The following is a 26,798-nucleotide window of genomic DNA, read 5'->3' on the forward strand; positions in this document are numbered from 1 at the left end:
CTATAATTAGTGATAACAGCGCTTTTTTAGTATTCATCATTTTCATCCTTCATTAAGCCAAACCGCAATGCTGCAATCTGGCTTTTATAATCAAATAGGTGTAGAAGCTTCTAAGGCAACTTTTTGAACTCAAACCTTTGGTGACAACCGATACAAGCATTCTCAGAAGGCTTATGTTGGTGATGGCACGAGTTACAGTTGGTCTCTGTATCGTTGTGACGATTTTTATGAGGATTGGTGGGCTGTACATCTTTTGTCACTGCTGCAAGCTCTTTAGTATCGTGACACTGTAAACAAGCAAACATTGGAGCAGGTTGTTTTTTCTTAGCGTCTCCGTGACAATCGGAACAGCTAAGTCCTGCATTAGCATGGATCTTACCTAGTTCAACAGGCTCTGCAGAAGCAACTCCATTTACACAAAACACCATCGCAAAAGTAAGCAGAAGTTGGTACATTTTCAAAAATTTCATCTTTTTTATCCCATGACTTTATTTATGATAGGAATGGCTATCAGTATTTATCTATCCTTTTTAGCCCTATAGCTTGGCAACATACTTACCAGCCAAGTAACCCGCGGTATAACAACGACCCAAAGACAATCCGAATACAGTTAGCGGGTAATCCACACCACCATAGAAGCCGCCACTAAGATTACCGATCACGTATAGACCGCCAATAGGTTTCGCCTCAGCATCAAGTGCTTGGTAATTTTCATTGACTAGCATTCCAGAACATATCGCCGAAACCCGCATACGACGATGGATGCCATAGAAAGGCGCTTTTACAACTGGCACCATTTTTTTAGAAGGTTTACCGAAATCATCATCCTGACCTTTTTCACACAATTCGTTGTAACGTTTAACGTTGGCAACAAATGTTTTTGGATCGCATTCAAGCTTTTCAGCAAGCTCTTCCAAAGTATCTGCAACATAGGTATTTGTAAGAGATGGATAGACACCGGTCTTTGGGGCAGGGTCTTCTGGCATATAGACTTTCATTTCTTCAGGAGAATATAAATGTCCAGGCCAATCAGCTGCTTGCGTCATGTAATTTGAATCAAATATTTGAGAATAATGACCCGCATTTTGTTCATCACGCAGATAGTTGTTCATTAGAGACATTTCCACAGTCTCATTGACAAAACGCTCACCTTTACGATTCACAGCTAAAAATGGCATATCGCACATTGAAGCTGGGCCAGCATCAAAATCATGCAGCATTTTAGTGTGGCCAACAGGCTCAATCACACCACCAGCCCAGTAAGCCATAGCGAAACCGTCACCGGTACGGCCCTGCTGTTTGCGCTCAAAATTCTTCAAGTCAGGGATGAAATAACTGCTCATCGCTTTATTGTTCTGATAATCACCAGACGATAAGATCACACCTTTTTTAGCCATATACTTGTGATACAGACCGTCACGAGATTGAGCGATCACACCGATCACTTTGCCTGATTTATCTTGGATTAACTGTTGCGCAGGCATGTTGAAGAAGAACTTAACGCCTGCTTTTTCGGCTGTTTTAGCAAGCGCCCGCATACCATCGCCAGTAGTGTATGGCTTAGGACCAAAAAATGATGTCACAAAATTAAGTGGGAGTTCGCTAACCCCATGAATACCATGTTGTGGTTTAGTGCCTTGATCTACGACTTGAGCGCCACCTTGCTTAGCTCGGTCGATCACCCAAGATACCGCTTCACCTGAGTTGTATGCCCAGCTTCTCAAAAGACCAGGATGACAGCGATGAGCACTATCTTTCATCAAGCGAGCAACCATGGCTTCGACAGACGCTTTAGGGGTTGTTTCTAAATTGATACCTGAACCAGTATTACCTTGTGAAACCACAATAGACTGCTTCTGTAACACAGCAACTTTAGCGCCATTCTCTGCTGCCGATAGTGCAGCAGGAACTCCTGAAGCACCGGCGCCAACGATAACCACATCAAAAGTTTGTGTTGAGGCAATCTCTTTATCTGAAATAACTTTAGGCTTAGGTAAAAAATGAAGCGTCGCTTCCCCATCACTACTATGGGCAAACTCTTGGCTAGATGACTCAGCAGCAGACGCTATACCACCGGTAAACCCAGATACAGCTACGGCACCAGTCCCAACAGCCGCTCGGGTCAGAAAAGTACGTCGTGAAATACCGTTCCTCAAGGCATTTTCTGTATACGGGTCTAAAGCGACTTGTTCATGATCACTTTCTTTACTCATTGCTCTTACTCCTATTAATGATGACAATGGAGTGGCCGGTTACTCATCACTTATAAACGTTAAATCTGTTCTCAGACATTCATCTGCAGCTAAGCTCGATATGACATTTAAAAACCATTAAATATCGAACAACTTAAAATCTGGACTATTTATAATATGAAAAATTAACCGCCCCCTTCAGCTTGGATATACAAACCCAATAAAATGAACATAACGCTCATTTACAAGTTTAATTGCAGAAGGTATGCCAACAACGGCGCTAGGTGTAAGTCACTGATACAAAAGAATTAAAAAAATAAGCAGCTTGCAAACCATTTAATATTGAGAAATTATTTTTCATTTGTTGAGTAGGTGAGGCAGATGTTAAAAGTGAGGTAGATCAAATTAAAACCAAGCTAATTAAGAACGCACAAATAAATGACAAATATCACACAAAATTTATTAATGGGAGGGGATACAGTTTATTACTCATAAATTAAGGCTATAAATTTAAAATAAATATTATAAAGACTAGATACTCTATTTATATCTTATCGCTAACATCGATTTTTAATCAAAAATTTAAAAAAGCGATTCCACCCTTTCATTTTGCGAAAATTATTATTCAATTGAGATACAATTAGGGGGCTTCGAGCCTGAAGCCACAAAAAAGACAAACAAAAAGAATGGGATAGGAAAAGTGTAAGGGACGTTCATGCCATTTGGTGTTGCGAAGGTTAACGCTACCTTTAGCTAAGTCCTCATCGAATCAGGTAAGGCATTTAAGAAGAAACTCATCCACTTGCTTTAGGCAAGCCCTGTTACTTATATCAAGCAACAGGGCTTGTTGTTCCAACGCAGCGCTAAAAATTACAGTTTATTGTTCATCTTACTGTTTCAGTTGTTTATCTAAGAAATCGGCCAGCGAGCGGTATAGATGCGTTCTCACTTTCTCACCGCGCATCGAGTGCTTAGAGCCGGGGTAGTCGATCATCTGAAACAGCTTGCCCTCATCTTGCAGCGCCTTATAAACCCGCGTGCTGTTTTCAAACAACACATTGTCATCGGCCATGCCATGATACATCAATAATCCCGACTGATAATCTTTGACATAAGGCAGTACACTGCTGGCTTCATAACCTTTGGCATTGCTGCCTGGGTGCGACAAATAACGCTCGGTATAGTGGGTATCATACAAGGCCCAGTCAGTTACCGGCGCTCCCGCAATCGCGGCTTTAAAATGTGTGGGCGCTTTAAATAGGCTCATTAAGGCCATATAACCGCCGTAGCTATGACCATAAATCGCAATATTGTCATCATCGACATAATTTAAGCTACGCAAATAATCGACGCCCGCCTTTTGATCGTCAACTTCCGCTTGCCCAAGTTGCTTGTAGATCACATGTTCAAACTGAGTGCCTCGATGGGCCGAGCCACGATTATCGAGCTGAAACACGATAAAGCCTTGTTGCAGCAGGTACTGGGTAAAGTAGTCTTGTTCACTCCAACTATTGACTACCAACTGAGCATGAGGGCCACCGTACACACGCACCACAACCGGATACTGCTGGGTGGCATCAAAGCCTGTGGGTTTAAAGAGACGATACTGCAAGGCTTGACCATCTTGCGCTTTTATCTGACCAAATTCAGGTAATTGCCATTGACCAAAGAAGGGATATAAGGGATGAGATTCATCGACATTATTTTGCTCGGCCCAAGCCAAGCGCTCCCCTTTAGCACCATGCAGACTAACCTGCGGCGGCTGCACTAGACTATTAAAGTAATCGAGGTAAATAGGCTGATTGTCGGCAAATACTGGCCCATGCATACCCGCTCGGCGGCTAATTTGCTCTATTTCGCCTCCGGCTAAGGGCACGCGGTATAGGTGCTTTTCGATGACACTGCTTTTGCGGCCCGTAAAGTAGACCCAGCCAGCCTGCTCATCGACATATTCCACCTCATCGACTGCCCAAGCTCCTTTGGTAAGTTGCTTAATAAGCTTACCTTGCAGATCAAATAGGTACAGATGATTAAAGCCATCACGCTCCGAGGCCCAAACCAATTGTGGCTGCTGTTTCAAGAAATGCAGATCATTGTTTAAATTAACCCAAGCCTTACTGCGCTCTTTGATGACCGTTGTAGGTGCCACGGTACCGTTTAAAGCGGCAATGCGTAGGTCTAAGGTCTGTTGATCGCGGCTTTGCCACTGAAATGACACATGCTGACTATCTGGCAGCCACTTAACTCGAGGCAGGTAACTATCAGGGGTTTGGCCGATATCAATCCAGCGTACGTTTTTATCTTCAATATTGACCACACCCAGCTCAATACTGACATTATTTTTGCCCGCATAAGGGTAACGTTGCTCGGTAAGCTTAATGCCATCGGCATAAATTTCGTTGCGAGTCACTAACTCGACAGCCGACTCGTCGATACGGGTAAAGGCAATAGCCGACTCATCGGGCGCCCACCAATAACCAGTCATGCGGTCCATCTCTTCTTGCGCAACAAACTCGGCCATCGCATTTTTAATCGCGCCACCACCATCTTGGGTTAATGCGGTTAATTGGCGAGTCTCGAGGTTAAGCACATACAAGTTTTGCTCGCGCACAAACGACACAAAATGCCCCTTAGGCGACAATCTGGCGTCGGTAATAAAGCCCTCACCGGTTGGCAACACTTCCACTTTGGCATCGGCAAGCGAGTAGTAATACAAAGCACCAGACGCTGGGATCAATATGGCTTGGCTGTCATCGGCCCAGAAATACTCCATGATCCCTTGACCATAAATGCGTTGACGCTCGCGGCGGGCCTTTTCTTCGTCCGACAGCTCGCCCCTTTTAAGGCGATCGGCATTGAGCAAGATATCTTGCTCGCCGGTGGCCACATCCATCTGCCATAGGTCATATAAGTATTGGTCGTCGACCCGCCCTGCAAGGTAAGTCACCCGTTGACCGTCGGGAGACAAGGTTAACCCCCGCGGACTGCTGCCAGCCAATGCCGGCGAGGCATACAAGCGCTCGACCGTTAATGCTGCCTTACCACCTTGGGGTTGATTAAGCTCGGCTTGCGCCGCAGATACACTGTGAGATAAAAGCATAGGCACCACCATTAGCGCAGAACTAATCCATTTTTTTGTCATTATTATGTCCTGGATATAAAACGAGTTTGATTAACTAAGCTGTGATGCATTGTGCCTCAAAGTTGCACAAAATAAAAACGCTGCCACTTGGCCTCCGGCGTAATTAGCCGCTGAAAAAACGATTCATCTACGGTAGAATAGCCGCCAGAATTAAACCCTATAAAAACATGCTGACCTCAAATGTGAGCCTAGCTCGCTATGTCATAGGAAATAACATGCAAACTCTGGCGCAACACCTCAGTTCACAAGGGATTGAAGCTCCTTTGTCTCAACTCATTCTGACCCTAGCTGACACCTCTAAAGCGATAAGCCATGCAGTGCGTCATGGCGCACTGGCCGGTGTACTCGGTGCCACCGAGCAAGAAAACGTCCAAGGCGAAACCCAAAAGAAGCTCGATGTGATCACCAATGACATGCTTAAAGACGCGCTAAAAGCCGATAGCACGGTACGCGGCTTAGCATCAGAAGAGGAAGATCATATTGTTGAGGTCGGCCAAAGTGGCGATTTTTTAGTGTGTTTCGACCCACTAGATGGCTCATCGAATATCGATATTAACTCACTGGTCGGCACCATTTTTTCGGTGCTACCCGCGCCAAAAGGTGAACTGAGTCAGCAGAGTTTTTTACAAAGTGGTCGCCATCAAGTGGCCGCAGGTTATGTATTGTATGGCCCATCGACCATGCTGGCCTTAACCACAGGTAAAGGGGTGCAGCTATTTACCCTCAACCCAGATACCAACGAATACTTGCTCACCAATTATGCCATGGCCATTAGCAAAGATACTGGCGAGTTTGCCATTAATATGTCAAACCAACGCTTCTGGGAAGCGCCAATGCAAACCTATATTAGCGATCTACTGCTAGGGGAAATTGGCCCGCGTGAAAAGTCATTCAACATGCGCTGGATTGCAGCCATGGTGGGCGATGTGCACCGCGTATTGTGTCGCGGCGGACTATTTACCTACCCAACGGACAATAAAAACCCAGACAAACCTTATAAACTGCGCTTGATGTATGAAGCCAACCCCATGTCATTTTTGGTCGAACAGGCAGGCGGTAAAGCCTCAACCGGCTATGAAAACATCATGGATATTGAGCCCAGCGACATTCACCAGCGCGTCGCAGTGATTTTAGGCTCGGCTAACGAGGTCGATGCCTGCCTCGAATATCATGGCGTCGATTACAGCCAAGAGCCAAGCCTGTAGCCAATCAGCTAGCAGCACTCGCAACAAAAAAGTCGCCAAGGGCGACTTTTTTATTGCTTCTAACCATGACCTTTTGATGTAACGATGACTTGCTGAAAATATGTGCCAGCCATTATTAATCAGTCTCGGTATCAATCTGTAGCACCACATGATAGCTATTTATTTCTATGTGGGATGAGAATACAGGTAAAAATAAGTTATTGACGCCATAGTCGTTTGTTATGCCTACATTTCGCTAAGCTCTAGCCTCATTTGGTTTAACAGCAACTTTGAATGCATCTGTATTTGATTAGCTAATTCAGCCGCTTTAGCTTGAAACGCTTCTGTTTTTTCATTTTGTTGATTTATTATAATGTCAGTGAAGTTGGTCATGTATTCATTGGTGCAATCCATAGACTCTTGAGTTAAATTCTCGATTTGCTCGAATGTTTCAAGCATTTCATCTGTGGCAATTAACTTAAGGCGATTTGATTCATACTTTAACTTCAGTACATCCTTCAATCCCTCCTGCATTAATGCTGAAACTTGAGAGCTAAGCCAGCCTACAACTTGCCTTTCTCTTTCTTTATCACCAGCCTCAGCGGCTGCTAAATAGTTTTGGAGATACTGATCAAAAATAGGCTGCATACGCTCAGGCATCTCAATTTGATTCTTTTTCCCAAAGTTATCCAAGTCTGTAACGTATTTACCATATTCAGATGCTTTTAGATCGAATATTTTAAGCCTTCTATCAGCTCTATATCTTAAATCTTGTTCTAGCTGTTTTAAGCTTCTTTCATGACGTTGTTTATTGAAATATGCAAAGCCCAACCACAAGACATTTATGATTCCAAAGATCCAAGCATAAAACTTGGGGTTTTCTTGGATTAATTCATAGATTAATTGCATAACTTCCTTTTAGGCATAACGCCCGTAACACCGGGAAATTTGTAGCGCAGCGGAAAATTGATCCGCGTAATTGCGCTTGTTAACTTTTATACCGACAAATAACAGCATTTTTTATATTTAACACCACTTCCGCATGCGCACGGATCGTTTCTCTTTTGCTTCTTAGGTGCGGTTGGTTTAGGTGGAGCTAATTTTTGAATTGATTGCTCTATAGAGCGAACGATAATTTGTTCTATCTCTCTTTCCGGCACGGGATCGTTTTTGAAAGTACCGTAGGCTGCAATCATTAACCCAATAGCTGTTAATATAATTCCGATGAAACCGTACAGTTCAGACCTTGTTTGCGGCAATACAGAAGCGAAATTCTTTAACTCAGGAACAGTTTCTTGTATGTTTGCCTGGACTTGTTCTTTCGAAAGGTTTCTCTTTTGCGCTTCAGCCAATACAGCCGATAATTTCTGTAACTGCTGAACTGTCTTAATACTTCCTTGCAGCAACCTTATTGCGTTGCCAGTGATATCGTAAACGCCATCAGGTACATGGCCCATACCTCCGCAGTTTGGGCAAGGACCTACTCGATTGCCGCTTAGAGTTACATTCCTACAATTTTCAAATACGAAACCAGAACCAAAAATAGCTCCACAGTTATCGCAAAATGCTGGCATCTCTGGCATGGAGCCTCCTTGAAAGTTAACGTCTTAGTATTTATACGTTGCGCTGTCTGCAAGGCATAAATCACTTGTTGGACTTGGCCGCTGCCACATCCATGTATTTGGTATGCATTATGCTATAGGAGTTTGCTTTTCTGTGGTAGTCGTTTTTTTGAGCTTAGGTAAGGTAATCAATTGGTCTTCTTTAGTATTTTTATATTTCATTAACGCCTCTTCACGGCAAATACTCGTGATTCACCGTGCTTTTTAAACCATTCATGCCACTAAGGCCGCAGGTCTTTGCCTCATTGATTTTCATAGCAAGGTCTTACTGAATCTACGGAGATTGATCGTGCTTTAAATTTGTGCTTTTCACTCTGTTCTCTCGCAAACATTGGACGCAGCAAAAGCTTGTTAATTTGCAACTCATATCAAATGAAGTTAAATCGAAGAGGCGTTAGAGATAAGTGTAAACGCGGCTGCGGCCTTCGGTTTCAGGGATGAAACCGTAGAGCGGCCATGGATGGCGCACAGCGTGCCGCAGAAGTGTTTACACATTAGGTCGTTCCGTCACATCCATGTGATCACGACATTTGCGCATCCATGCACTGCACCTGCTGCAAGCAATTTCAAACAGTGAAGGTTCGCCCTTCAAACACTTTCAATAAATAAAAATGCAGCCAGCCGCTACTCAAGCAAACTAAAAAAAATGCCACACCTTCATTTCAAGGCCACCAAACTTTGGTATAAATCCCATGTTGAGCAGCCCCGCTCCATCAAGGATGGATATAAAAAAGCCACAGCGGGAGGGCTGTGGCTGTTAGCGGTGATATCCATACCACCTTTAGGTCAAACTGGAACGACGTTATTAACGATAAGTTTAGCTATTAGTTAATGTTTAACGGTTAATTTTTCTTTGAGTATTTCGCAGCTTCTTCACCTGCTAGACGACCAAAGGTGATGATGTCAGAGATGGCGTTACCACCTAAACGGTTAGCACCATGTACGCCGCCAGTCACTTCACCCGCACCGTATAGGCCTGGGATCACTTGCTTTTTAGCGTTCATCACTTCCGCTTTAGTATCAATCATCACGCCGCCCATGGTGTGGTGAACACCAGGGGTCACTTCGATTGCGTAGTAGTTACCTTCGTTAAGCGCACGAGGTAGGTTTGGACGCTCGAAATCAGCATCTTTGCCGCTAGTGACAAAGCTGTTGTAGCGCGCAACGGTTTCGGTCAAGGCTTTACCATCGATGCCGACACCTTTGATATCGCCAAGTTTCACTAAGGTATCTGCCGTTGGTGCGACACCTAAACCAATATACTTATCGATTTTGCTCAGTGACTTACGTACAGAGTCATCGAAAATCAAGAACGCTGATTTACCGGTTTGAGCTAAGATAGCCGCCGATGCTTTATCACGAGTGGTGATTTCGTTGACGAAACGTTTACCTTCACGGTTAACTAAAATCGCGCCATTACCACGTACCGCTTCAGTCACCATCACGCCGCCTTTAACTGACAATGTTGGGTGAGCTTGGATATATTCGAGATCTTTCATCGCTGCGCCAGCATTACCTGCAACATCGATACCGTCACCAGTTGCGCCCGGTTGGTTAGTCGAGATAAAGCCTTTTAGCTTAGGATCTAGCTTAGATACGCGATCGTTATTTTTGGCAAAACCACCAGTTGCTAAAATCACCGCATCGGCTTTCACCCAGTAGTAACCCTTGTACATCCCTTTAACTAAGATGCCTTTGACCTTACCGCTATCATCTTTAAGAATTTCAATACCACGGGTGTTCATGCGCAAGTCGATATTACGCTCAACGGCGTTATCATAAAGCACTTGTACCACATGAGCGCCCACGCCAGCACCGCCAGTAGGACGATGTGAACGGTTAACCGATGCGCCGCCCATACGGCCAACATCGCTAAGATCAGCGCCCATGGCGGTCATCCAATCGACAGAGCCTTTAGAGTGTGAACTTAAGATTTCCACCAACGCGGGATCGTTAATATCACGACCGCCTTTCATGGTGTCTTTGTACATCAGCTCTGGGCTGTCAACAATGTCTTTGGCTTTTTGTTGATCCGTCCATGCGGCGTTCATACCACCGGCGGCCAATTTGGCATTACCACCAATAACGGGCTCTTTTTCGATAAGAATGACTTTCGCGCCATTGTCGTGTGCCGATACCGCCGCAGAGAAGCCTGCACCACCAGTCCCCACAACCACTACATCAACGGTATCGCGAGGTGCGCTAGCAAGTGCCGCTTGACGTTCAGATTTATCTTTAGCGAGTTCGGCAATAGTCGGTTCATCACGTTGCCATTTTTTCGCATAAGGCATGTCAAAGTCGAAGCTGTGGCAAGAGTCACAGTAGACCATAGATTTTTCATGCGCGCTGTGACAAGAGGTACAAGCAACATCGCCAGGGAAGTGAGAGTCGTGAGCATTGTAGTGCTCATGCTTAGTGGTTTCTGCCACTTCAGCCATGGTACCGTGACACGCGACACACTGTTGGTTTTCATAGGTTAAGCTATCATTTGAAAGCTCACCATCTGGGGTATGGCAGCTGTCACACTCTTGGTTTTGAACATGGAACTCAGCTAGGTTATCTGCGGCAAGCGCATTACCCATAAATCCAGCAGTGCCCATAATGGTAGCCAAACAGGCTGCAAGTTGTAGTTTTTTCATCTTTACTCTCCTTTCCACACTCAACAGCGGTGACGCAGTCAGTCCAGAAACCTTTCATTATAATAATGATCCACGTGTCGCCCAATCGCATTGCGTGGTGGCCGACACTTATGTTGCTCCTAATCATCTTTGTCGATAAATCCAGCGACAGCAAGGTAGACACTCAGGTCTCCACAAGAAATGCCGCCTTAATCACAACACCTAAAATGCACTATGCAAAGTTGCATAACTTGCAAGTGAGATATGCAATTTTGCATATTTCATGCGGAGCGAGATCACTTGGGCGAACGCCGCCAGTAAAAGGCAACTAACACTAATAGTTCACCGTTTACTAATTCGCGCAGTGCAGCACAGTTTATTAAGGCGTTATTCTCTACACTCAAGCCCATGAGACTGATACTACTTTGCCTAATATGCGCTTCGCTGCCGGTGCTCTCCCAAGAGAGCATAGTGTTTGGCGTACACTCTAATACCGCCCCTTTAGAATGGCGTAACAATGGCGTTGACCAAGGGTTTAACCTTGAGCTAATGGACAGAATTGGCCAGCTTACAGGCAAGCGCATCATAGTGCGGCGCAAAAGCTTCCAGCAGTTGGTCGCGGATGTGCACAACCCAGATAGTGATATCGATGTGATAGCCGTGGTCAGTCCGGTGAATTTTAGCCGTGAGCTAAATCAATCGGATCCTATCTATTCCACCCACGCCAAGGCTTATACCTTGCAAGGCAAAGCGTTTATCAATAACTGGAGCGATCTTGCTGGCAAGCGAGTCGCCATTAAAAAAGGCGCTTTTATCGATGTGTATCTGTCAGATCACCTGCAACAGTTTGAGCGTATCGATGTCGACCTGTATGAAACCGGTTTTCAGCAACTGATGGATGATCAAGTCGATGTGGTGTTAGCCGAAAACTTTGTCGCCCGCCGACTACTGCCCTTTTACCCCTCGGTGAGAAGCTCCAGCGATGCACTAATCTACGGCGCCTTTAACTTTGTCAGCAACGGCAAAAAAACCGTATTAATGCAGCAGATTAATGACGCACTACGTCAGCTCAAACTCTCGGGAGAATATGACACATTAGTCAACAAATGGTTTGGCACCGGGCGGGAAAAGGTCGATTTAACCTCGACCCAAAAACGCATGTTTTCTGTGGCCATTTTAGTGGCGCTTATCTCGGCAATCGGAATGGTTTACACCGGATTTATCAGCGCGAGCCTGCGCCGCCAAAAAAGGGCGCTTAAAGAAGAATTAGAACAGCGCCGGCGCGCCGAAGCCGAGATATCGGTTATTTCGACTCAGTTTCAGTCGGTGCTCGATGGCATTCCCCATGGCGTCACCATCATAGATAAGCACCTTAAGCGCCTGTGGAGTAACGATAACAATATCGAGCTGCTGGTTAATCAGCAATTTCACTACCTCGATGGCCAACCCTTTGACCTTAAACAGGCGATCAATAGCGTGCTGACCCAGCAGCGGTCACAAACGGCTGACATGCAGTACCAGCAAGAGTTTTGGCAATTGCAGATCCACCCGATCGCCAGCGATCAGGTGGTGATATTGCTCGAAGAGTCCACCGAGCAACATAGGTTGCGTCAGGCCAACGAAGAGGCCAGCCGCCTAGCCTCCCTAGGTGAGCTTTCTGCCGGCATTGCCCACGAAATCAATAATCCCACAGGGCTGATTGTGCATGCAATTTCACTGCTGAGCGCGGCAATAAAGGATCTAACACCTGCTGCAACCCACTACCAAAAACACAACCCGTTTTGGCGCATTGCCGGACTGGCACCAAACGAAGCCATGGCCGAGTTGGGCCATAGCTGTCAAACGGTTGAAGAGGCCGCTACGCGCATCAGCCGTATTGTTAACGATCTTAAATGCTACGCCCTGCCCAACTTAGCCCAAGCACATCTGCCTATCGCCCTTAACGATGTGGTGCAGGTGGCGCTGCGCTTAACCAATAATCAGTGTAAGAGCTATCAAATCACCACCAACCTTTGCCCAGCAGATCCACTCATTAACGGCGATGCCCAGCAGCTGCACCAAGTGTTGATTAACCTTATTCAAAATGCCTGTCACGCCTGCGACCCTTACACTGGCGCTATCAGTATCGCCACCGAGGTTGATGCAGACCAAGTGCTGCTCACCGTGAGCGATAACGGCTGCGGCATGGACCGCGCCACCTTAAAACGCATCACAGAACCTTTCTTTACCACGCGCAGAAATAACGGCGGTTGCGGCCTAGGCTTGTCGGTCAGCAGCAGGATAATCAAACAACATCATGCGCAAATGCAGATCCAATCGAGTGTCGACCAAGGCACGAGCATCCGCTTAACGTTTGCGTTAGTACAACAGGATTAACCCCATGAAATTGGCCAGAAACATACTCTTAGTCGACGATGAAGCCTCATGGCTACGCACCTTAGCCGTCACCCTTAACCGCTTAGTGCCCGAAGCTGAAATCGACACCTGTGTCGATAGTCGTCAGGTGATCAATCGCCTACAGGTGGGCGATTACGCCTTAGTCTTACTGGACTTAACCATGCCTTTCGATTGTGGCGAAACGCTACTGGCGATGATCCGCAGCGAGTTTCCTAACACCCGGGTGATCATCGTCACCGGCGTCAATGAGGTCGATACTGCGGTGCGCTGCATTAAAAATGGCGCTTACGATTACTTTATCAAAACCGATAAGGTGGAAGAGTTGGCTCAATCGGTGCGCCGCGCGCTAGAAGTGGTGGGGCTGGAGCGTAATTACCTGCACATTAAAGAGCGTTTCTTAAGTCGCACCTTAGACAATCCACAGGCGTTTAATAATATTTTGACCTGCGAGCCGCAGATGCTCGATCAATTTCGCTATTTAGAGGCGGTCGCTTTTAGTCCTGAGCCTTTACTTATCTTTGGTCAAAGCGGTACCGGCAAGTGTGAATTCGCTCGCGCCTGCCACAGCCTCTACAGCCCACAAGCGCCATTTTTAACCATTAATCTGGCGGGGATCAGCAGCGAGGTGTTTGCCCAAAAGATGTGTGGTCAACTGCACCATAATAGCGATGGCCAAATCGATGCTGTAGCCGGTTTGCTGCATCAAGTGGGCGATGGCGTACTCTACCTTAACGAGGTGGGCGCCCTGCCACTGGCGGCACAAATCACCTTATTGGATCTGCTTGAAACCAAGCAATATTATCCACTGGGCAGCGACAGTGCCTATCCGGTGCGATGCAAGTTTGTCGCCTCGACCCAAGATGATTTACTTAAATTACACCAAGCTGGGCAATTTCGTAGCGATCTGCTGTATCGTTTACGCGCCCATAAAATCAAGCTGCCGCCACTGGCCAACAGGCCGCTGGATATTTCGATGCTGATCAACCACTTTATTGCTCAGGCGGCCAGCGAAATGGCGCTGCCAATGCCGCAACAACCGGCCGACTTGGCCGCTAAACTGGCGAATTACAACTTTCCGGGTAATTTGCATGAACTTAAGGGGATGGTGTTTGATGCGGTCAGCCGCAGTGATGGTGTCGCGCTGAATATCTCCCCCTTTATGGAGGCGATTAACGAGCATAAATCGCTGACACAAGCGCCATTAGATACGCTGGTTTTTCCTAAGGTGTTACCTAGTTTAGCCCAGATGAATCAGGCGTTAATTGATGAAGCCATGAGCCGCACCGCCAATAATCAAACCGCGGCGGCGCAGTTACTGGGCATTAGCCAAAGCGCCCTCAGTCGGCGCTTAAAAGGCCATTAAGTCTCCATCATCATGAGTGGCTTGGCACCACTCATGATGATGTATCGCGACTTAAGCGGACTGACTTAAGCAGGCTTGAGCTGCGCCTCTTGCGCCTTAAGCTCCTCGGCTTGATGTTCTTTCTCTGTGGCATCGACTATGGTTAACACCGCCGCATCACCCACTACATTGCACGAGGTCAACACCATATCGATCACCCTGTCGAGCGCCGCTACTATCACAAAGGCTTCGAGTGGTAATCCCATCTGATGGATCAACACGCCAATCATCACCATGCCACCACCAGGTACACCGCCAGCGCCGACCGATAACAAAAAGATACTGAATAACAATGATGGCAACTGCTCCATCATGATGGGGGCACCAAAGGCATTAGCAACAAAGAAAATCGCGATGGTGACATAAATCGACACACCGGTCATATTCATGGTCGCCCCCAGAGGCACGCCAAAACCAGCGACTGCGGGCTTAACCCCCAGCTTTTCTATTAAGGTGCGCATGGTCACCGGAATGGTGGCATTGGAGCTTGCTGTAGATAAGGAAAACAAAATTTGCTCTTGGGTCTTAGCCCGAAACGCCTTGGCCGACACCGAGGTAAACAGACTAACAGCAATAGGATAGACGGCAAAAATCCAGATCAAGAGCAGGGTAATGATCACCACCATATATTCCATCACACTGACAAATAAGCTGGCCTCTAACGTGGCGCCTAACTTCAGCATCAAGGCAAACACCCCATAAGGTGCCAGCTTCATCACGACGCTAATCAGCTTCATCATCAACTTGTTGCCCTCTTGAAACCCTTGGTTTAACAAGGGAACGCCATCGCCCATCGACTTAATCACCCCACCGACTAATAGCGCCATAAAGATCACCTGTAGCATATTGCCCGAGGAAAACGCGCTAACGGGATTACTGGGGACGATATCGACAATCAGTTGCATCAAGTTAGGCAGCTCAGTCGTGGCTATCACAGCCTCAGTGCCTGAGGTCATATCGATGCCGGCACCGGGCTCAACAATCAAGGCCACCGCCAGTGCAGTAGAGATGGCGAGCAGCGTATTAATAATATAAAACCCAAAGGTTTTACCACCGAGGCGGCCAAAACTCTTCAGGTCGTCTAGCTCCAGTACACCACAAACAATGCTGACAAACACCAAAGGCACAACCATCAACATGATCATATTGACAAACATGGTACCGACACCGCTGGCGATGTTGACCACCCATGCGGTTAATTGGCTGGCATCAGCCAAACCGTATTGCAAAATAGTGCCGAGTATGACACCCGAAAAGAGCCCGATAAAGATGCGGGTAGAAAGTGATTTTGTCATCTGTTTGCCTATTAAATTTAGCGTATCTACTGCACGCTTTTATCTGTGTATCTCATCGATGGAGATTAAGATGTGAGGCGGGTACTCCCCTGCTTGTGCAGAGATAGTGGATCATGCTAGCAAGCTTTTCAATGGGCTTGGAAAAAAACCTCAAAAATAACAAGCGCATAACAAGATAAAATATAAATACTTAGCCCAATATTAACAAAGAGATATAGAGACTCAGCACCGACACGCGCAACCCAAACTTTTACATTGACCCATAAAAATAAACCTAACCACTTGATTTACAACTGGCAACACCAGTTTTTACCACTAAAAAATAAAACCGAAAAGGCGTATATATCTACAAAAGCAACACCAGGCAAACTAAACCACTACTAGCGCAGCGTCACTAGTGAAATACACTAGCCAACGTCGCTGAAAAAAGCGCCGCCCCGTGCTGATAATAAGCAATAAAAAAACCATTAAATCAAAGTGTAAACACTTGATTTAATGGTTTTAAGGACGATTACTTTACTTAAAGGTTATAACTTTTTTGGTCAATAGCGGCTTAGACCCAAGGCGTTATCCTCAGCAGGCTAGGCCAACCAAAGCTCCACATCACGAATAATAAAGTTACCACTGTAAGTGGGGTGCGGCTCACCAATGGGCTCTAATTCAAAATAGCGTCTGTGCTCTTCTGGCAATCCTTCGTAACCGCAGATCACCTGATACAGCCAGCTCTCAGGATCCCACTCCAGCGTTTGCTGTTGATGGTATTGCAATGCCGATTGCCTTAAGCCTGAGTCGATCACCGCACAAAAATAATCATCGACCGCCAACTTGAGGGGGTTAGCGGCAATTTCAAAATCTTCAGCATCAACCAAGGCAAACGCCACATCATGCTCGCGCACTAAGGTGTCACGCTCGACACGGCTAATGGCTTTCACTTGCGCCACCAGCTGTAACAGCTCAGCCTCATAGCCGGTATTACTCACATCAACCGCTGCGGGGGCTAAGAGTGCTTCGGCGCGATTAAACAGAACTGGCAACTGCTTGTGGCTGACATGATCTGCCACCTGATAATCGGGATGTTGATCTGTGTATAACAACCAGCCCTTAAGTAAGCGTGTACGCCCTTGGATCTGCCTAAAACGTCCAAGCAACTCCAATAACCGCCCCTGCACCACACTGAGTTCTTGGGTGCAATCACTCAAGGTTTCTTGCAAGGTGGTGACCAGCAATTTACGCAGCTCACGAATATCACCGGCCAGCTCGCCAAGCTCGCTAAATTGGAACATCTCTAAGCCATTGAGCAGCTCACTGACTTGGCTTTGGGCCAATTCGTTTTCACGAATTTTGGCATTGATGGTGCCGACATAACCAAACTCATTATTAATCCGGCTCCACAATACCCGTATCGAATAACGCAACCCTTCGGCAAAGCTGTAAACGTGCTCACTCAGATCGGCTAAATAGGCTTCGCTGGCGCTATAATCTACCGCATGGCGCGCCTCTTTATAGTGGCTCGCCAAGGTTTTGATGGTGGCAAGACCCGAGCCGACATTGGCATCGATTTGCCGATTACGCTCATCACTTAAGGTCTCTTCTAATAGCGCGCGCACCGACCGTTTAAGGCGTAAATCTTGCCCGGGTTCTGGTCGCCACAGGATCTCGGCTTTACGTAGCTTATCGATTGCTGCCGCGTTATCGCCCCCTTCGGCCACTGAGCCCGATAGGTACACGTCCATGATAAGTTCGCTATGCCGCCCCAGTAGCTTAAGTAGCGTTACCCCGGATTGGTGTAAGTTACTACTCATATCAGATCAAGTCCCTTTGGGTGGCGGTTTCGGCCTGAGCCTCAAGGCTTAAGCCTTCAGTCTCGTCGATAAAACGAATCACTTCATAGAGGTAATCGAGTTTACCCGTGGCGATGTAGATTTGCTTTTCCACGTTAGGACGCAGCAGATACCCCAGCTCCACTAATCGTTTAAACACCAACTTAATTTGTGCATCCACCTGAGTACTGCTAGAGCCAAATAAACGGTAGTGGCTGATCTTAGCCAGCTGCTCACGAAACGCGGGGGTATCTTCGATGCGCATCTGCAGTTCGCTTAAGCGCACCGCCGCCCCTTCGCAAAGCGGCGCATCTTGACCACTGGCTTCTTGCACCAGCACCAGCCATTCGACCAAAGGGATCAATGCATTACAGATATCGCGAAACTGAGACGATATCACCTTGCGCTCAGTGTCACCGAGCTGCAAGTAACCACAGAAAAACACCTCGCCTTCACCGGCCGATGCCACTGTACGGTTAATGCGGTTAAGGTACTGCTCGACACTGTCGCGGGTTGTCGATGACTTTAACGCACGCCACGCTTCTTCGTTACTGGTGCGGCAGATAAATTCGCCGCGCAGCAAACTTTCAATCAATGCGCCTTGGCCGACTAATACGGTTTGTGTGCTATTACTCATTTATCCCGTCTCCTTGGCAAAACGCTGGCTTAACTTGTCGGCAATAGGATTTAATTGCGGCTTCACGACCTGTAATTTCTTGGTCTGTTTATTGATGATATAGCGGTTAACAAACAGATTTAACACCTCTGACTCAGGGTTAGGGAATGCCCCTAACACGCTGATATTGTTGTTTTCACAGGCATCAAAAATCTTTTTCACATTACCGTGGTGTAAGGTGCCTAACTCATCGATAGGCCAATGGATGGTCACATCGGCACGGCCACGCAGTAAGCGGGTAAAAGCCAGCAAGAACTTACATAAAATCAGGTAGGCCATACCATGGCTCGACGACTCATTAAGCTGTCGGTCGGTGCGGATGATGAGGTCGCTGTTACCCTCTTTTAGGCGCAGCTCAATCTCTAATAACTTGGCGATGCCACCCGTTAATGCCGCGCGGCCAATAATGTCTAAGGCGCGGCGCATGCTGTTGGTGTAGTGCTCGTCGGGCAATTCGGCAAAGCCGTCGGCTTTCCATTGACGGAACGCCTTAACAAACACCTCAAGCTCTGGCCAAAACTCCAGCTCGCTGATGCGCGAGCGGATACGCACCGCCGACTCGCTCACCCCATCGAGGAACAGCTCTTCACCCACTTCGCGGGTAATACGCGCACTTTGCGAGGCAATACGGCGGTCGATATCGGCTAACACATCGTAAAAGGCGGTCAAATCGATACCAAAGTTACGCCCTTGCTCACGCAGGCCCATCACGGCTTGGGGCACCATCACATTGAGCAGCTGCTCAAGTTGTGGCACGAGCTTACGATAATCGAGTAGGCGAATGCCTTTATCGTTAATAAAGCTCGACTCTTCGCGCGCACGATCCCAGATCTCCGACAGGCTCGACCCGGACTTACTGGCGATCACCGAATCAAAATGTTCAATATATTGCTTCACCGATCCCAGCAGTTGATCGCGGCGCAGTAACTGATCTTCACCTTGACGCAGGCGCTCAGCCAAGCTGCCTTGCAGTTCATCATTGCTTGCGGGCAATTTTAGCTCGGCCAGTTTACGCATCACGCTGCGCAATTTAGTGAGGTTTTCAGACGCTTCCACTTGAATCGCATCCGATTGCTTACGCTGGCTGTCGAGCTCCTGACGTCGCTGCTTGATCTCGTTGGCTTTGCGAGTCAACTGCTGCTCTAGCTCAGCGACCGCCATCTTGACCTTACTCAGCTCAGTTTGCAGCTTAGGCTTACGTGACAACCAGGTGTGCTGGTACCAGTCATCGAAACGCAACACTTCACTGCGACGCTGTTCGGCTTTGCTGATGTCACTTTCAAGCTGACGTATCTCCTGCTTGAGCTTAACAATTTTGCCTTCATCGACGCCGCGAGATTTAAGCTCATCTTTGTACCACTGCTCACAGGCTTTTTGCTCTGCTTTGGCGTCTTGACGGCGCTGGGCGATATTGTTTTTCACCTGGGCTAACTGGTTGTCTAAAACGCCGACCACCTCTTGCCAGTAGGCGTTTTTCTCCATGCGGGCTTCGAGCTCTAGCTCTTTTTGCGCCGCTATCCACTCTTGATGCCGGGCATTGAGCTGCTTAATCTCGCTGTCGATACGGCTAAGGCGTTTTTGTGCCTCGGCTTTACGGCCGCTCAACGCTTGATTGATTTTCTCTTGCTCGCTGCGTTTATCATCAAACAGGCGACGCAGATCGTCACGGCTATTCTTATAGGCAGTCTTGGCAAAGGTCAGCTCCCGGTTGAGCTCATCGAGTTCGGCGTTACACGCCACCAGATGCGCTTCGGCCTCGGTTTGCAGCGCCTTGGCCGCCGCCAAGGTCTCTTCGGCCTCACTGTAGCGGCTACGCAGCTCCTGCTCTGACGCGGCATAGTCAGGAATATCAATGGCTTTAAGATCTAGAGCGATACCACAAAAGCTCTCTTGCGGCTCGGTTATGGTTGGGTGTAAGTCGCTGCGATGCAGTAACTCAGGGTTAATCAGCTTACCAATATTGGCTTCCCACCCGTTGACCTCTTTGCGCAGGTATTCAAGCAGGGTGTGAGATTGGGGAAACAACACATGGTGCAACTCGTCGAGGGCAGTTTGACGCTCAATGACCCTCAGTCCCGCTTGGCGCAGGGCTTCGTTGGCTTGATCGCGTTTGGCTCTGAGCTTGCGCTCATGGCTGCTTAGGCGTTCGACCTTGGCATTGCACACCTCTTGTTCTTCGTCAGCTTGGGCGATCCGCTCATCGAACACGGCCAAGCTGAGCTTTTCCGCTTCGCTGTAGGTGACATTGTTAACCTGCATGGTCAACTCGGCGGCCGAGAGCTTTAACTGATAGGCTTGTTCGCTGTGTTTCGCGCGCCCCGCTTCCAGCTGCTCGCGCCATTGTTGCTCTAGTGCCGCTAACTCGTTACGGCCCTGCTCTTGCTGCTTGTCGCGGGCTTCGCGATGCTTATCTTGCTCTTTATCGAGCTGCTCTAATTCGCGGTTAAGGTTGTCACCAATTTTACTGCGACGGGCATTGTAAGCCGCCTCGACATCTTGGTGTTTTTCGGTTTGCAGCTTATGGCGCTCGGTTAAGTTATCTAAACTGGCGCGCCAGCTTGGCAGCTGGTCGAGATCCAATTTAGCCTGCTCTATATCGGCATCGAGAAAGGCACCGTGCTGATCTTCGATTGCGTCTAGCTCGGCTTCAAACTTAGTCACATCGCCCTTGGCGGCGGACAAGTCTTGATTGAGCTCGTCGCGCTGCTCGCGCCACTCCTCGTCGAGTTGGCGCAGCTGCTCCCCTAACGCCTTGGAGCGTTGCTGATTAAGCTCTTGGCGCTCAACCTCGGCGGTTTCATCTTTACTGTAACCACGCTTAAGGCCGCTCAGGCGCTGCTCGGCGCTGAGTAACTGATTAAACTCCTGTTCGAGCTTGTCGTACTCGGGGCGGATCTGCTCAAATCCTTGGATCAACTGGCTTTCACGGATCCAGGCTTCCACGCGCTGTGGATTGAGGCGCGAGCTGGGCGGATTGACCCCATCTTCCTCTAAGATGGCGGCGATCATCGATTTGATGGTCTCCATCTTGCCTTCTTTCGAGTGCACCGCTTTGGCCAGTTTTTCGATATGGCGCAGCGAGTGTTCCTGCTGACATAAGGAAAACTGCCGCGCATAGGCGCGCAGCTCACTGCGGTTACTGCCCGTGCTCAATAAGGTGCGATCGTTTTGTATGATGGCGCGATATTCTCGGGTGTTGAGTAAATTACTCACCGACACGCCGCTGCGTTTCATCTCGCGGCCCAGCTCTGCCATGTTGTGGCACAAAATCGAGTCGCCTTGCTGGGACTTCACATAGTCTGCCAGTTCAAATGCTTTGGCGATAAAACGGTAATTAACCCCTTTGCCATCACCCGCCGATGCCAGCACTGCTTGGCTGTAAAGGCCATCGTCACGCACATATTCATAGATGATGTAACTGGAATCGTGCGGCAGATACCAACGCTCGAAACTATCACGGGTTGAGGGCACGACTCGGCTCGGATATTCGCCATAAAATACTGGCACCAAACGCTGCAAGGTGGTTTTACCCGAGGCGTTGGTCCCACAAATATTGGTGTGTCCGTCGAGGGCGAGTTCAACAACGCCAGGTAGGTGCGTGTTTATCAGCACTATTCGATTCAAACTAGGCATCTTTTTCCTTAATGCAAACGGCGCTAGGGCGGTCATAGCGCGCATAAAAACCTCCCCACGCCAAGGCGTAACGGCAGGCAGCAACAATCTAATGGTCACTAAAGTAAATCAAAGCGACAGGCTTGGCAATCGAGCGGCGCTCGAGGCGCTTTTGGACGTTTAAAAAGCACGCTTACATCGCAAAACCAGCTTAATAATGCGTCAATAAGTTGCAGTGAGACGACTTAACCGCGCCCACAAAAAAGCTCGCACTTGGCGAGCCCTTAATATAAAGCTAAAGCGGGTTACTTAACCGTTAAGCACCTTGGTAATCGATGCGCCGCGCTTCATAACGCGCCACCATGGCGTCCATATCTTGCTCTTCAATGGCGCGCAGGCCACTCAGCACTAAAGTTTTAACGCCGGTGCCCACTAACTTATCACCGCAGCGCAGCTCAAATTTAAGGGTAACATCGCCGCGCTTACCGTCTATCACTAAGGTTTGCTCCACCAGAGACAGTTCAATATGGTTAAAGTCCAATGTGACTAAGTCAAAGGCCATGCTTTCGTAGATCACTAATGGACGAGCGGGATTGATCATCACCCCTTGCTCGCGCATTAACGGCACTAATACATGGGTAAAGTTCAGCCCTGAGAAGGCCACATAGCTGCGAATAAAAGATTCGGTTTGCACATCACACAAGGTGCTGTCGCCGCTACGCTCGACGCTTAGATATTGTTTATCTTTATGGTCACGAATAGCAAAACGCTCGCCCACCTGAGGTGGAAACACCAAGGACACCCCATCGCCCACCATGCCTTCAAACTGAAAACGCATCTTTTGGCTCAAGCCATATTGACCAAGTACTAAGGCAAACAAGAGATCGCCAGGCACGCAAAAACGTTTGGCTGCCACATCATGGATGGGGTTAAAGTCTTGTGCGACCTCTTTGGCAAAATCACTGGCTTGCTGGGCCGATACTGAAACACTTTGCTGTTCTTTTTTAAAATAAGGGCTTAGAAACATATGGGCTCGTTCAATCAGGGTTATCCAAAATTGGGTGCGCTAGTATATACCTGTTTACAAAAAACACTCACCCGATGACTTGGGGACAGTGATTAGTACAAATCAATTGGTACAAATCAATTGGTACAAATCAATTGGTATAAATCAATTGGTATAAATAATAGGTGTTACGCTATCCCTTTCGCGATCATTTTGGGTCAGCTAGCATGATTTGGTAGCTAAAATGGCTAAGCTGAGTTAGCTTTAGCGACAGACAGATTTTGCACGGCAATAGGGCCCTCTTGGCCTGCATAATAGGTCTAGGCGATGTCGATTATCGACATCTATCACCCTCTTTATGAGATTGAACATTCTATGTCTAATGTGGCGTCTACCCTGTCGGCTATCGACACTCAGTTGCATCAGCTTGTTAAAGATATTGATATTTTAGAAGCTGTTAAGCCGCTTAACTACCTGCAACAAAAACAGGCCTTCTTTGATAACCACTTCTCCATTGAGCCTCGCTTTATCTACGCCGACACCTCAATCGACCCGTTTAAGCTCAAACGCGATCTGTTTAATCTGCCGCTCGAGACGCTAGATGATCCCGATATCTACACCTTGTATCTGGACATTGTTGACTCATATGTGGATAAAATCGATCAGTTTAAATCTATCGGCAGCAGTGAGTTTTTATATGACTCGCTGCGTTACTATGGCGAGCCCAGCGAAAAAGACTTGCGCAATGCCCAGTTCATTTTGCATCTGCCCGATCTTCAACAAGATGGCGATGAGCCGCAGCTCGACGCGCAGGCAATCGGCGAGTTGTTGCAACAGATGGCGCAGCAAGAAGACTACCAATGGCAGCTGCAGTTTGACGAGACCATGGTAGCCAACGCCTTAGTGTCTGGCACCACAGTGCGCATTAACAGCCATGCCCGCTTGAGTAAAACCGATGCACGAGCCTTAGCGCATCATGAGTTAGGGGTGCATTTAGTCACCTCCCTCAATGGTAAACATCAGCCACTGAAAATTTTGTCGCTGGGCTGTCCACTCAATACCATGACTCAGGAAGGCTTGGCGATTTTAAGCGAATACCTGTCAGGCAATCTTAGCGTTAAGCGCTTAAAAACCTTGGCGCTCAGAGTGATTGCGGTGCGGTCGATGATCGAAGATAAAAACTTTCGCACCACCTTCTTAATGCTTAAAGAAGATTACGGTGTCGAGCCCAACTTGGCTTACACCATTACCGCGCGAGTGTATCGAGGCGGCGGCTATACCAAAGATCACCTCTATCTCAAAGGCTTTAGCATGATCTTAAACGCCTATGAAAATGAGCCGCAGTTTAATCACCTATTGATGGGCAAAACCTCATTGGCTTATCTGCCCATGTTGTCGCGTTTAATTGCAAAAGGCATTTTATCGGCGCCAAAGTACATTACCCCCGCCTATAAAAATCCGGTGGCAAACAGCGCCGTGAACACCTTTATCACCCACGCCATTCGCTAATATTTGCCGCGTGCCATGCAGCTCATGCCCATACAAGAGTAAGGCCCATAAAAAAGGAGGACGCGAGTCCTCCTTTTTTATCATCCATACAAGTGAAGCCCTAACTGCCGGTCAATTTTTGCCACCAAGACAAGGGCTGACCACAGTTACGTATGGGGCGATAACTCTCACGCAGCGCAGGTAAGCCAACCACATTGGCGCAATCGGCCTCTTGTGCCACCCCGGTATCACGATCGAAATAGCCTTGCACCACCCCCTCAACTGGGGTGCGCCTTAAACTGATGGGCGCACGCTGGCGTAAAAACTCCTGATACACCGCCATAGCACCGCTGCTGCCATAGAGTCCAGTTTTACCATTATCGTCACGCCCAACCCAAACAGAGGCGACATTTCGCTCATCGAAACCGGCAAACCAAGAGTCACGAGAATCATTACTGGTACCGGTTTTACCCGCCAGTGTCACCCCAGGAAATGCACGCCCTAAGCGGCTGGCCGTCCCCGACTGCACCACTTGTGTCATGGCGTGTTGCACCAAGAAATCGCTGGCCACCGGGATAGCTTGATGGGTCTTAATGGGGCTGCCCGCTAAGGCCTGATTGTCCATATCGAGCACATGGGTCACCGCACTGAGCTGACGGTAACGCCCATTATCGGCCAAGGTTTGATACACCTGCGCCACCATCAAGGGCGAGCCATTAACCGCGCCCAATAACATTGAGGGATACTCGGATATTTTATCTGGCCAGCCCGCCTTATCTAAGGTGGTGGCCACCGCATCGGTACCGATAGCCATACCCAAGTTAACCGTGGGCACATTCATCGACTTTTTAAAAGCCGTTAACAAAGGCACCTGACCCGAAAACTGTTTATCGACGTTTTGCGGTGACCAGGTTTGGCCATGCTGGTTTGTTAGGGTGATCGGCTCATCTTTTAACGGCGTCGCCAAGGTGTACTTATCAGCTTGAGTCAAGGCGCTGGCGTATACGAAAGGCTTAATCAATGAGCCTATGGGGCGACGTATCTCGACCGCACGGTTAAAGCCATAATAACTTGGCACTTTATCACCTACCATGGCAGCAATACCTGCCGAATACTTATCGGTGACCACCATGCCCACTTGCAAGGCTTTGTCGCGTTTAGCCAGCTGCTTCATGGTCGACTCCACCGCCGTTTCGGCGGCTTCTTGCGCCATAGGATCTAACGTGGTGTACACCTTAATGCCCGATTGCTGCAACAGAGCATCGCCATAACGCTCGCTCAACTCATGGCGCACCACGGCAAAAAATGCCGGTAACTTTTGTTGCACCGATTTATCAAACTGGCGTAATCCCAGCGGCGAGTCGACCGCGACCTTATATTGCGCCACAGACAACTGCTGCGCCTCCATCAACAGCCGCAGCACCAGATCGCGCCGAGCTTGCGCCCGCTCAGGGTAGCGCCACGGATTGTAATAAGATGGCCCTTTGATCACTGCCACTAAAAAGGCTTGCTGTGGCAGGGTCAGCTCGGCGATGGGCCGACCAAAATAGAACTGCGACGCCAGCCCCATGCCATGCACGGCTCGGGCCTTATCTTGCCCCATATACACTTCGTTAAGGTAGGCTTCTAAGATCTCATCCTTGTCATACCGAAAGTCGATAATGATCGCCATTAACGCCTCGCGCAGCTTACGCACAATTGAGCGCTCGCTTGACAGAAAGAAATTTTTCGCCAGCTGCTGGGTTAAGGTCGAGCCGCCTTGTACCGTGCGTCCCGCGCTCAGGTTAACTAATGCGGCACGTACAATCGCAAAGGGATTGACGCCGTGGTGCTCATAAAAACTGCGATCTTCCACCAAAATTAACGCATCGACAATCGCCTTAGGCATCTGCTCTGCATCAACAAAGAGGCGATCTTCGCCGTCTCCGGCGATCATTCTGTCCAGTAACACAGGTTCAAGGTGGAACACCGCCAGTTGACGATTATCGCTTTGACGCGCGACCGATTCGACCCCTAGGCTATCAAACGTAATCATCACTCGCTGCTCGGCCTGCGAGCCTTGTGGGTGCAGGAAAGGCCGGCGCCACAGATCGACCCGCGTGCTAGAGGCGGAAAACTCCCCCACCTGGCGCGGATTAGCCACCTTGCGGTAACCGAGTAACTTGAGCTCGGCGATCAATTGGCTATGGCTCACCGCCGCCCCTGGGTAGATCGCCATAGAGCGACTAAACACCTGCGCTGGCAGATGCCATTTTTGCCCTTCAAATTTACGCGCGATAATTTGATCTAAATAGATACTGTAAATAATCAACGCCGCCAGCAGTGCCAAGGATAGCTTCCACAC

16 protein-coding genes are annotated in these 26,798 nt (G+C 48.2%); 4 read left to right on the top strand and 12 right to left on the bottom strand.

Features of this window, described 5'->3' with window-relative positions:
* Positions 1-110: 110 nt before the first annotated feature.
* The 3 genes from AC0VXX_RS14730 to AC0VXX_RS14740 all read right to left on the bottom strand — a co-directional run bounded on the left by AC0VXX_RS14730 (position 111) and on the right by AC0VXX_RS14740 (position 5,334).
* Complete coding sequence (locus tag AC0VXX_RS14730; RefSeq protein ID WP_475514862.1) at positions 111-470, bottom strand: cytochrome c3 family protein; 360 nt, start codon at positions 468-470, stop codon at positions 111-113.
* A gap of 66 nt (positions 471-536) precedes the next feature.
* Positions 537-2,213, bottom strand: coding sequence for an FAD-dependent oxidoreductase (locus AC0VXX_RS14735; protein ID WP_475514863.1), 1,677 nt, complete (start codon positions 2,211-2,213; stop codon positions 537-539).
* Between the two features lie 868 nt (positions 2,214-3,081).
* Positions 3,082-5,334, bottom strand: coding sequence for a S9 family peptidase (locus AC0VXX_RS14740; RefSeq protein WP_475514864.1), 2,253 nt, complete (start codon positions 5,332-5,334; stop codon positions 3,082-3,084).
* A gap of 215 nt (positions 5,335-5,549) precedes the next feature.
* Here AC0VXX_RS14740 and AC0VXX_RS14745 point away from each other — a divergent pair, with 215 nt between their 5' ends.
* Entirely contained in the window at positions 5,550-6,539 is a 990-nt protein-coding gene (locus tag AC0VXX_RS14745; protein WP_475514865.1) for a class 1 fructose-bisphosphatase, read from the top strand.
* Positions 6,540-6,764: 225 nt separating this feature from the next.
* Here AC0VXX_RS14745 and AC0VXX_RS14750 read toward each other — a convergent pair whose 3' ends face one another.
* The 3 genes from AC0VXX_RS14750 to AC0VXX_RS14760 form a co-directional block, all read right to left on the bottom strand.
* Positions 6,765-7,427 carry a hypothetical protein gene (locus AC0VXX_RS14750; RefSeq protein WP_475514866.1) on the bottom strand — a complete coding sequence of 221 codons (663 nt, stop codon included), beginning with the start codon at positions 7,425-7,427 and terminating at the stop codon, positions 6,765-6,767.
* 86 nt (positions 7,428-7,513) lie between these two features.
* Entirely contained in the window at positions 7,514-8,101 is a 588-nt protein-coding gene (locus tag AC0VXX_RS14755) for an SEC-C metal-binding domain-containing protein (protein ID WP_475514867.1), read from the bottom strand.
* Between the two features lie 881 nt (positions 8,102-8,982).
* Positions 8,983-10,779, bottom strand: coding sequence for a flavocytochrome c (locus tag AC0VXX_RS14760; RefSeq protein WP_475514868.1), 1,797 nt, complete (start codon positions 10,777-10,779; stop codon positions 8,983-8,985).
* A 387-nt stretch (positions 10,780-11,166) separates the two neighbouring features.
* On the opposite strand from AC0VXX_RS14760, the gene AC0VXX_RS14765 reads away from it, so the two are divergent.
* Together AC0VXX_RS14765 and AC0VXX_RS14770 are read left to right on the top strand one after the other, a co-directional pair.
* Positions 11,167-13,134 (top strand): ATP-binding protein, encoded by a 1,968-nt coding sequence (locus tag AC0VXX_RS14765; RefSeq protein WP_475514869.1) that lies wholly within the window; start codon positions 11,167-11,169, stop codon positions 13,132-13,134.
* Between the two features lie 4 nt (positions 13,135-13,138).
* Positions 13,139-14,518 (top strand): sigma-54-dependent transcriptional regulator, encoded by a 1,380-nt coding sequence (locus AC0VXX_RS14770; RefSeq protein ID WP_475514870.1) that lies wholly within the window; start codon positions 13,139-13,141, stop codon positions 14,516-14,518.
* A gap of 65 nt (positions 14,519-14,583) precedes the next feature.
* On the opposite strand, the gene AC0VXX_RS14775 is transcribed toward AC0VXX_RS14770, so the two are convergent.
* The 5 genes from AC0VXX_RS14775 to AC0VXX_RS14795 form a co-directional block, all read right to left on the bottom strand.
* Positions 14,584-15,852, bottom strand: a complete 1,269-nt coding sequence (locus tag AC0VXX_RS14775) for a dicarboxylate/amino acid:cation symporter (protein ID WP_475514871.1) — start codon at positions 15,850-15,852, stop codon at positions 14,584-14,586.
* A 581-nt stretch (positions 15,853-16,433) separates the two neighbouring features.
* Positions 16,434-17,654 (bottom strand): phosphoenolpyruvate carboxylase, encoded by a 1,221-nt coding sequence (locus tag AC0VXX_RS14780; protein WP_475514872.1) that lies wholly within the window; start codon positions 17,652-17,654, stop codon positions 16,434-16,436.
* A gap of 1 nt (position 17,655) precedes the next feature.
* The gene (locus AC0VXX_RS14785) at positions 17,656-18,309 is read right to left on the bottom strand and encodes a hypothetical protein (protein ID WP_475514873.1); all 654 of its coding nucleotides are present in this window, start codon (positions 18,307-18,309) and stop codon (positions 17,656-17,658) included.
* The gene (locus tag AC0VXX_RS14790) at positions 18,310-21,981 is read right to left on the bottom strand and encodes an ATP-binding protein (RefSeq protein ID WP_475517046.1); all 3,672 of its coding nucleotides are present in this window, start codon (positions 21,979-21,981) and stop codon (positions 18,310-18,312) included. It lies immediately after the preceding gene.
* Positions 21,982-22,276: 295 nt separating this feature from the next.
* A complete protein-coding gene (locus AC0VXX_RS14795) occupies positions 22,277-22,987 on the bottom strand; it encodes a DUF3581 domain-containing protein (RefSeq protein ID WP_475514874.1) in 711 nt (236 codons plus the stop codon).
* 306 nt (positions 22,988-23,293) lie between these two features.
* On the opposite strand from AC0VXX_RS14795, the gene AC0VXX_RS14800 reads away from it, so the two are divergent.
* Positions 23,294-24,475, top strand: a complete 1,182-nt coding sequence (locus tag AC0VXX_RS14800) for a flavohemoglobin expression-modulating QEGLA motif protein (protein WP_475514875.1) — start codon at positions 23,294-23,296, stop codon at positions 24,473-24,475.
* Positions 24,476-24,575: 100 nt separating this feature from the next.
* Here the strand turns inward: AC0VXX_RS14800 and mrcB are convergent, their stop codons facing one another.
* Positions 24,576-26,798 carry a penicillin-binding protein 1B gene (gene mrcB, locus AC0VXX_RS14805; RefSeq protein ID WP_475514876.1) on the bottom strand — a complete coding sequence of 741 codons (2,223 nt, stop codon included), beginning with the start codon at positions 26,796-26,798 and terminating at the stop codon, positions 24,576-24,578.

The sequence above is a fragment of the Shewanella sp. QJM3NY_23 genome, assembly GCF_056173105.1.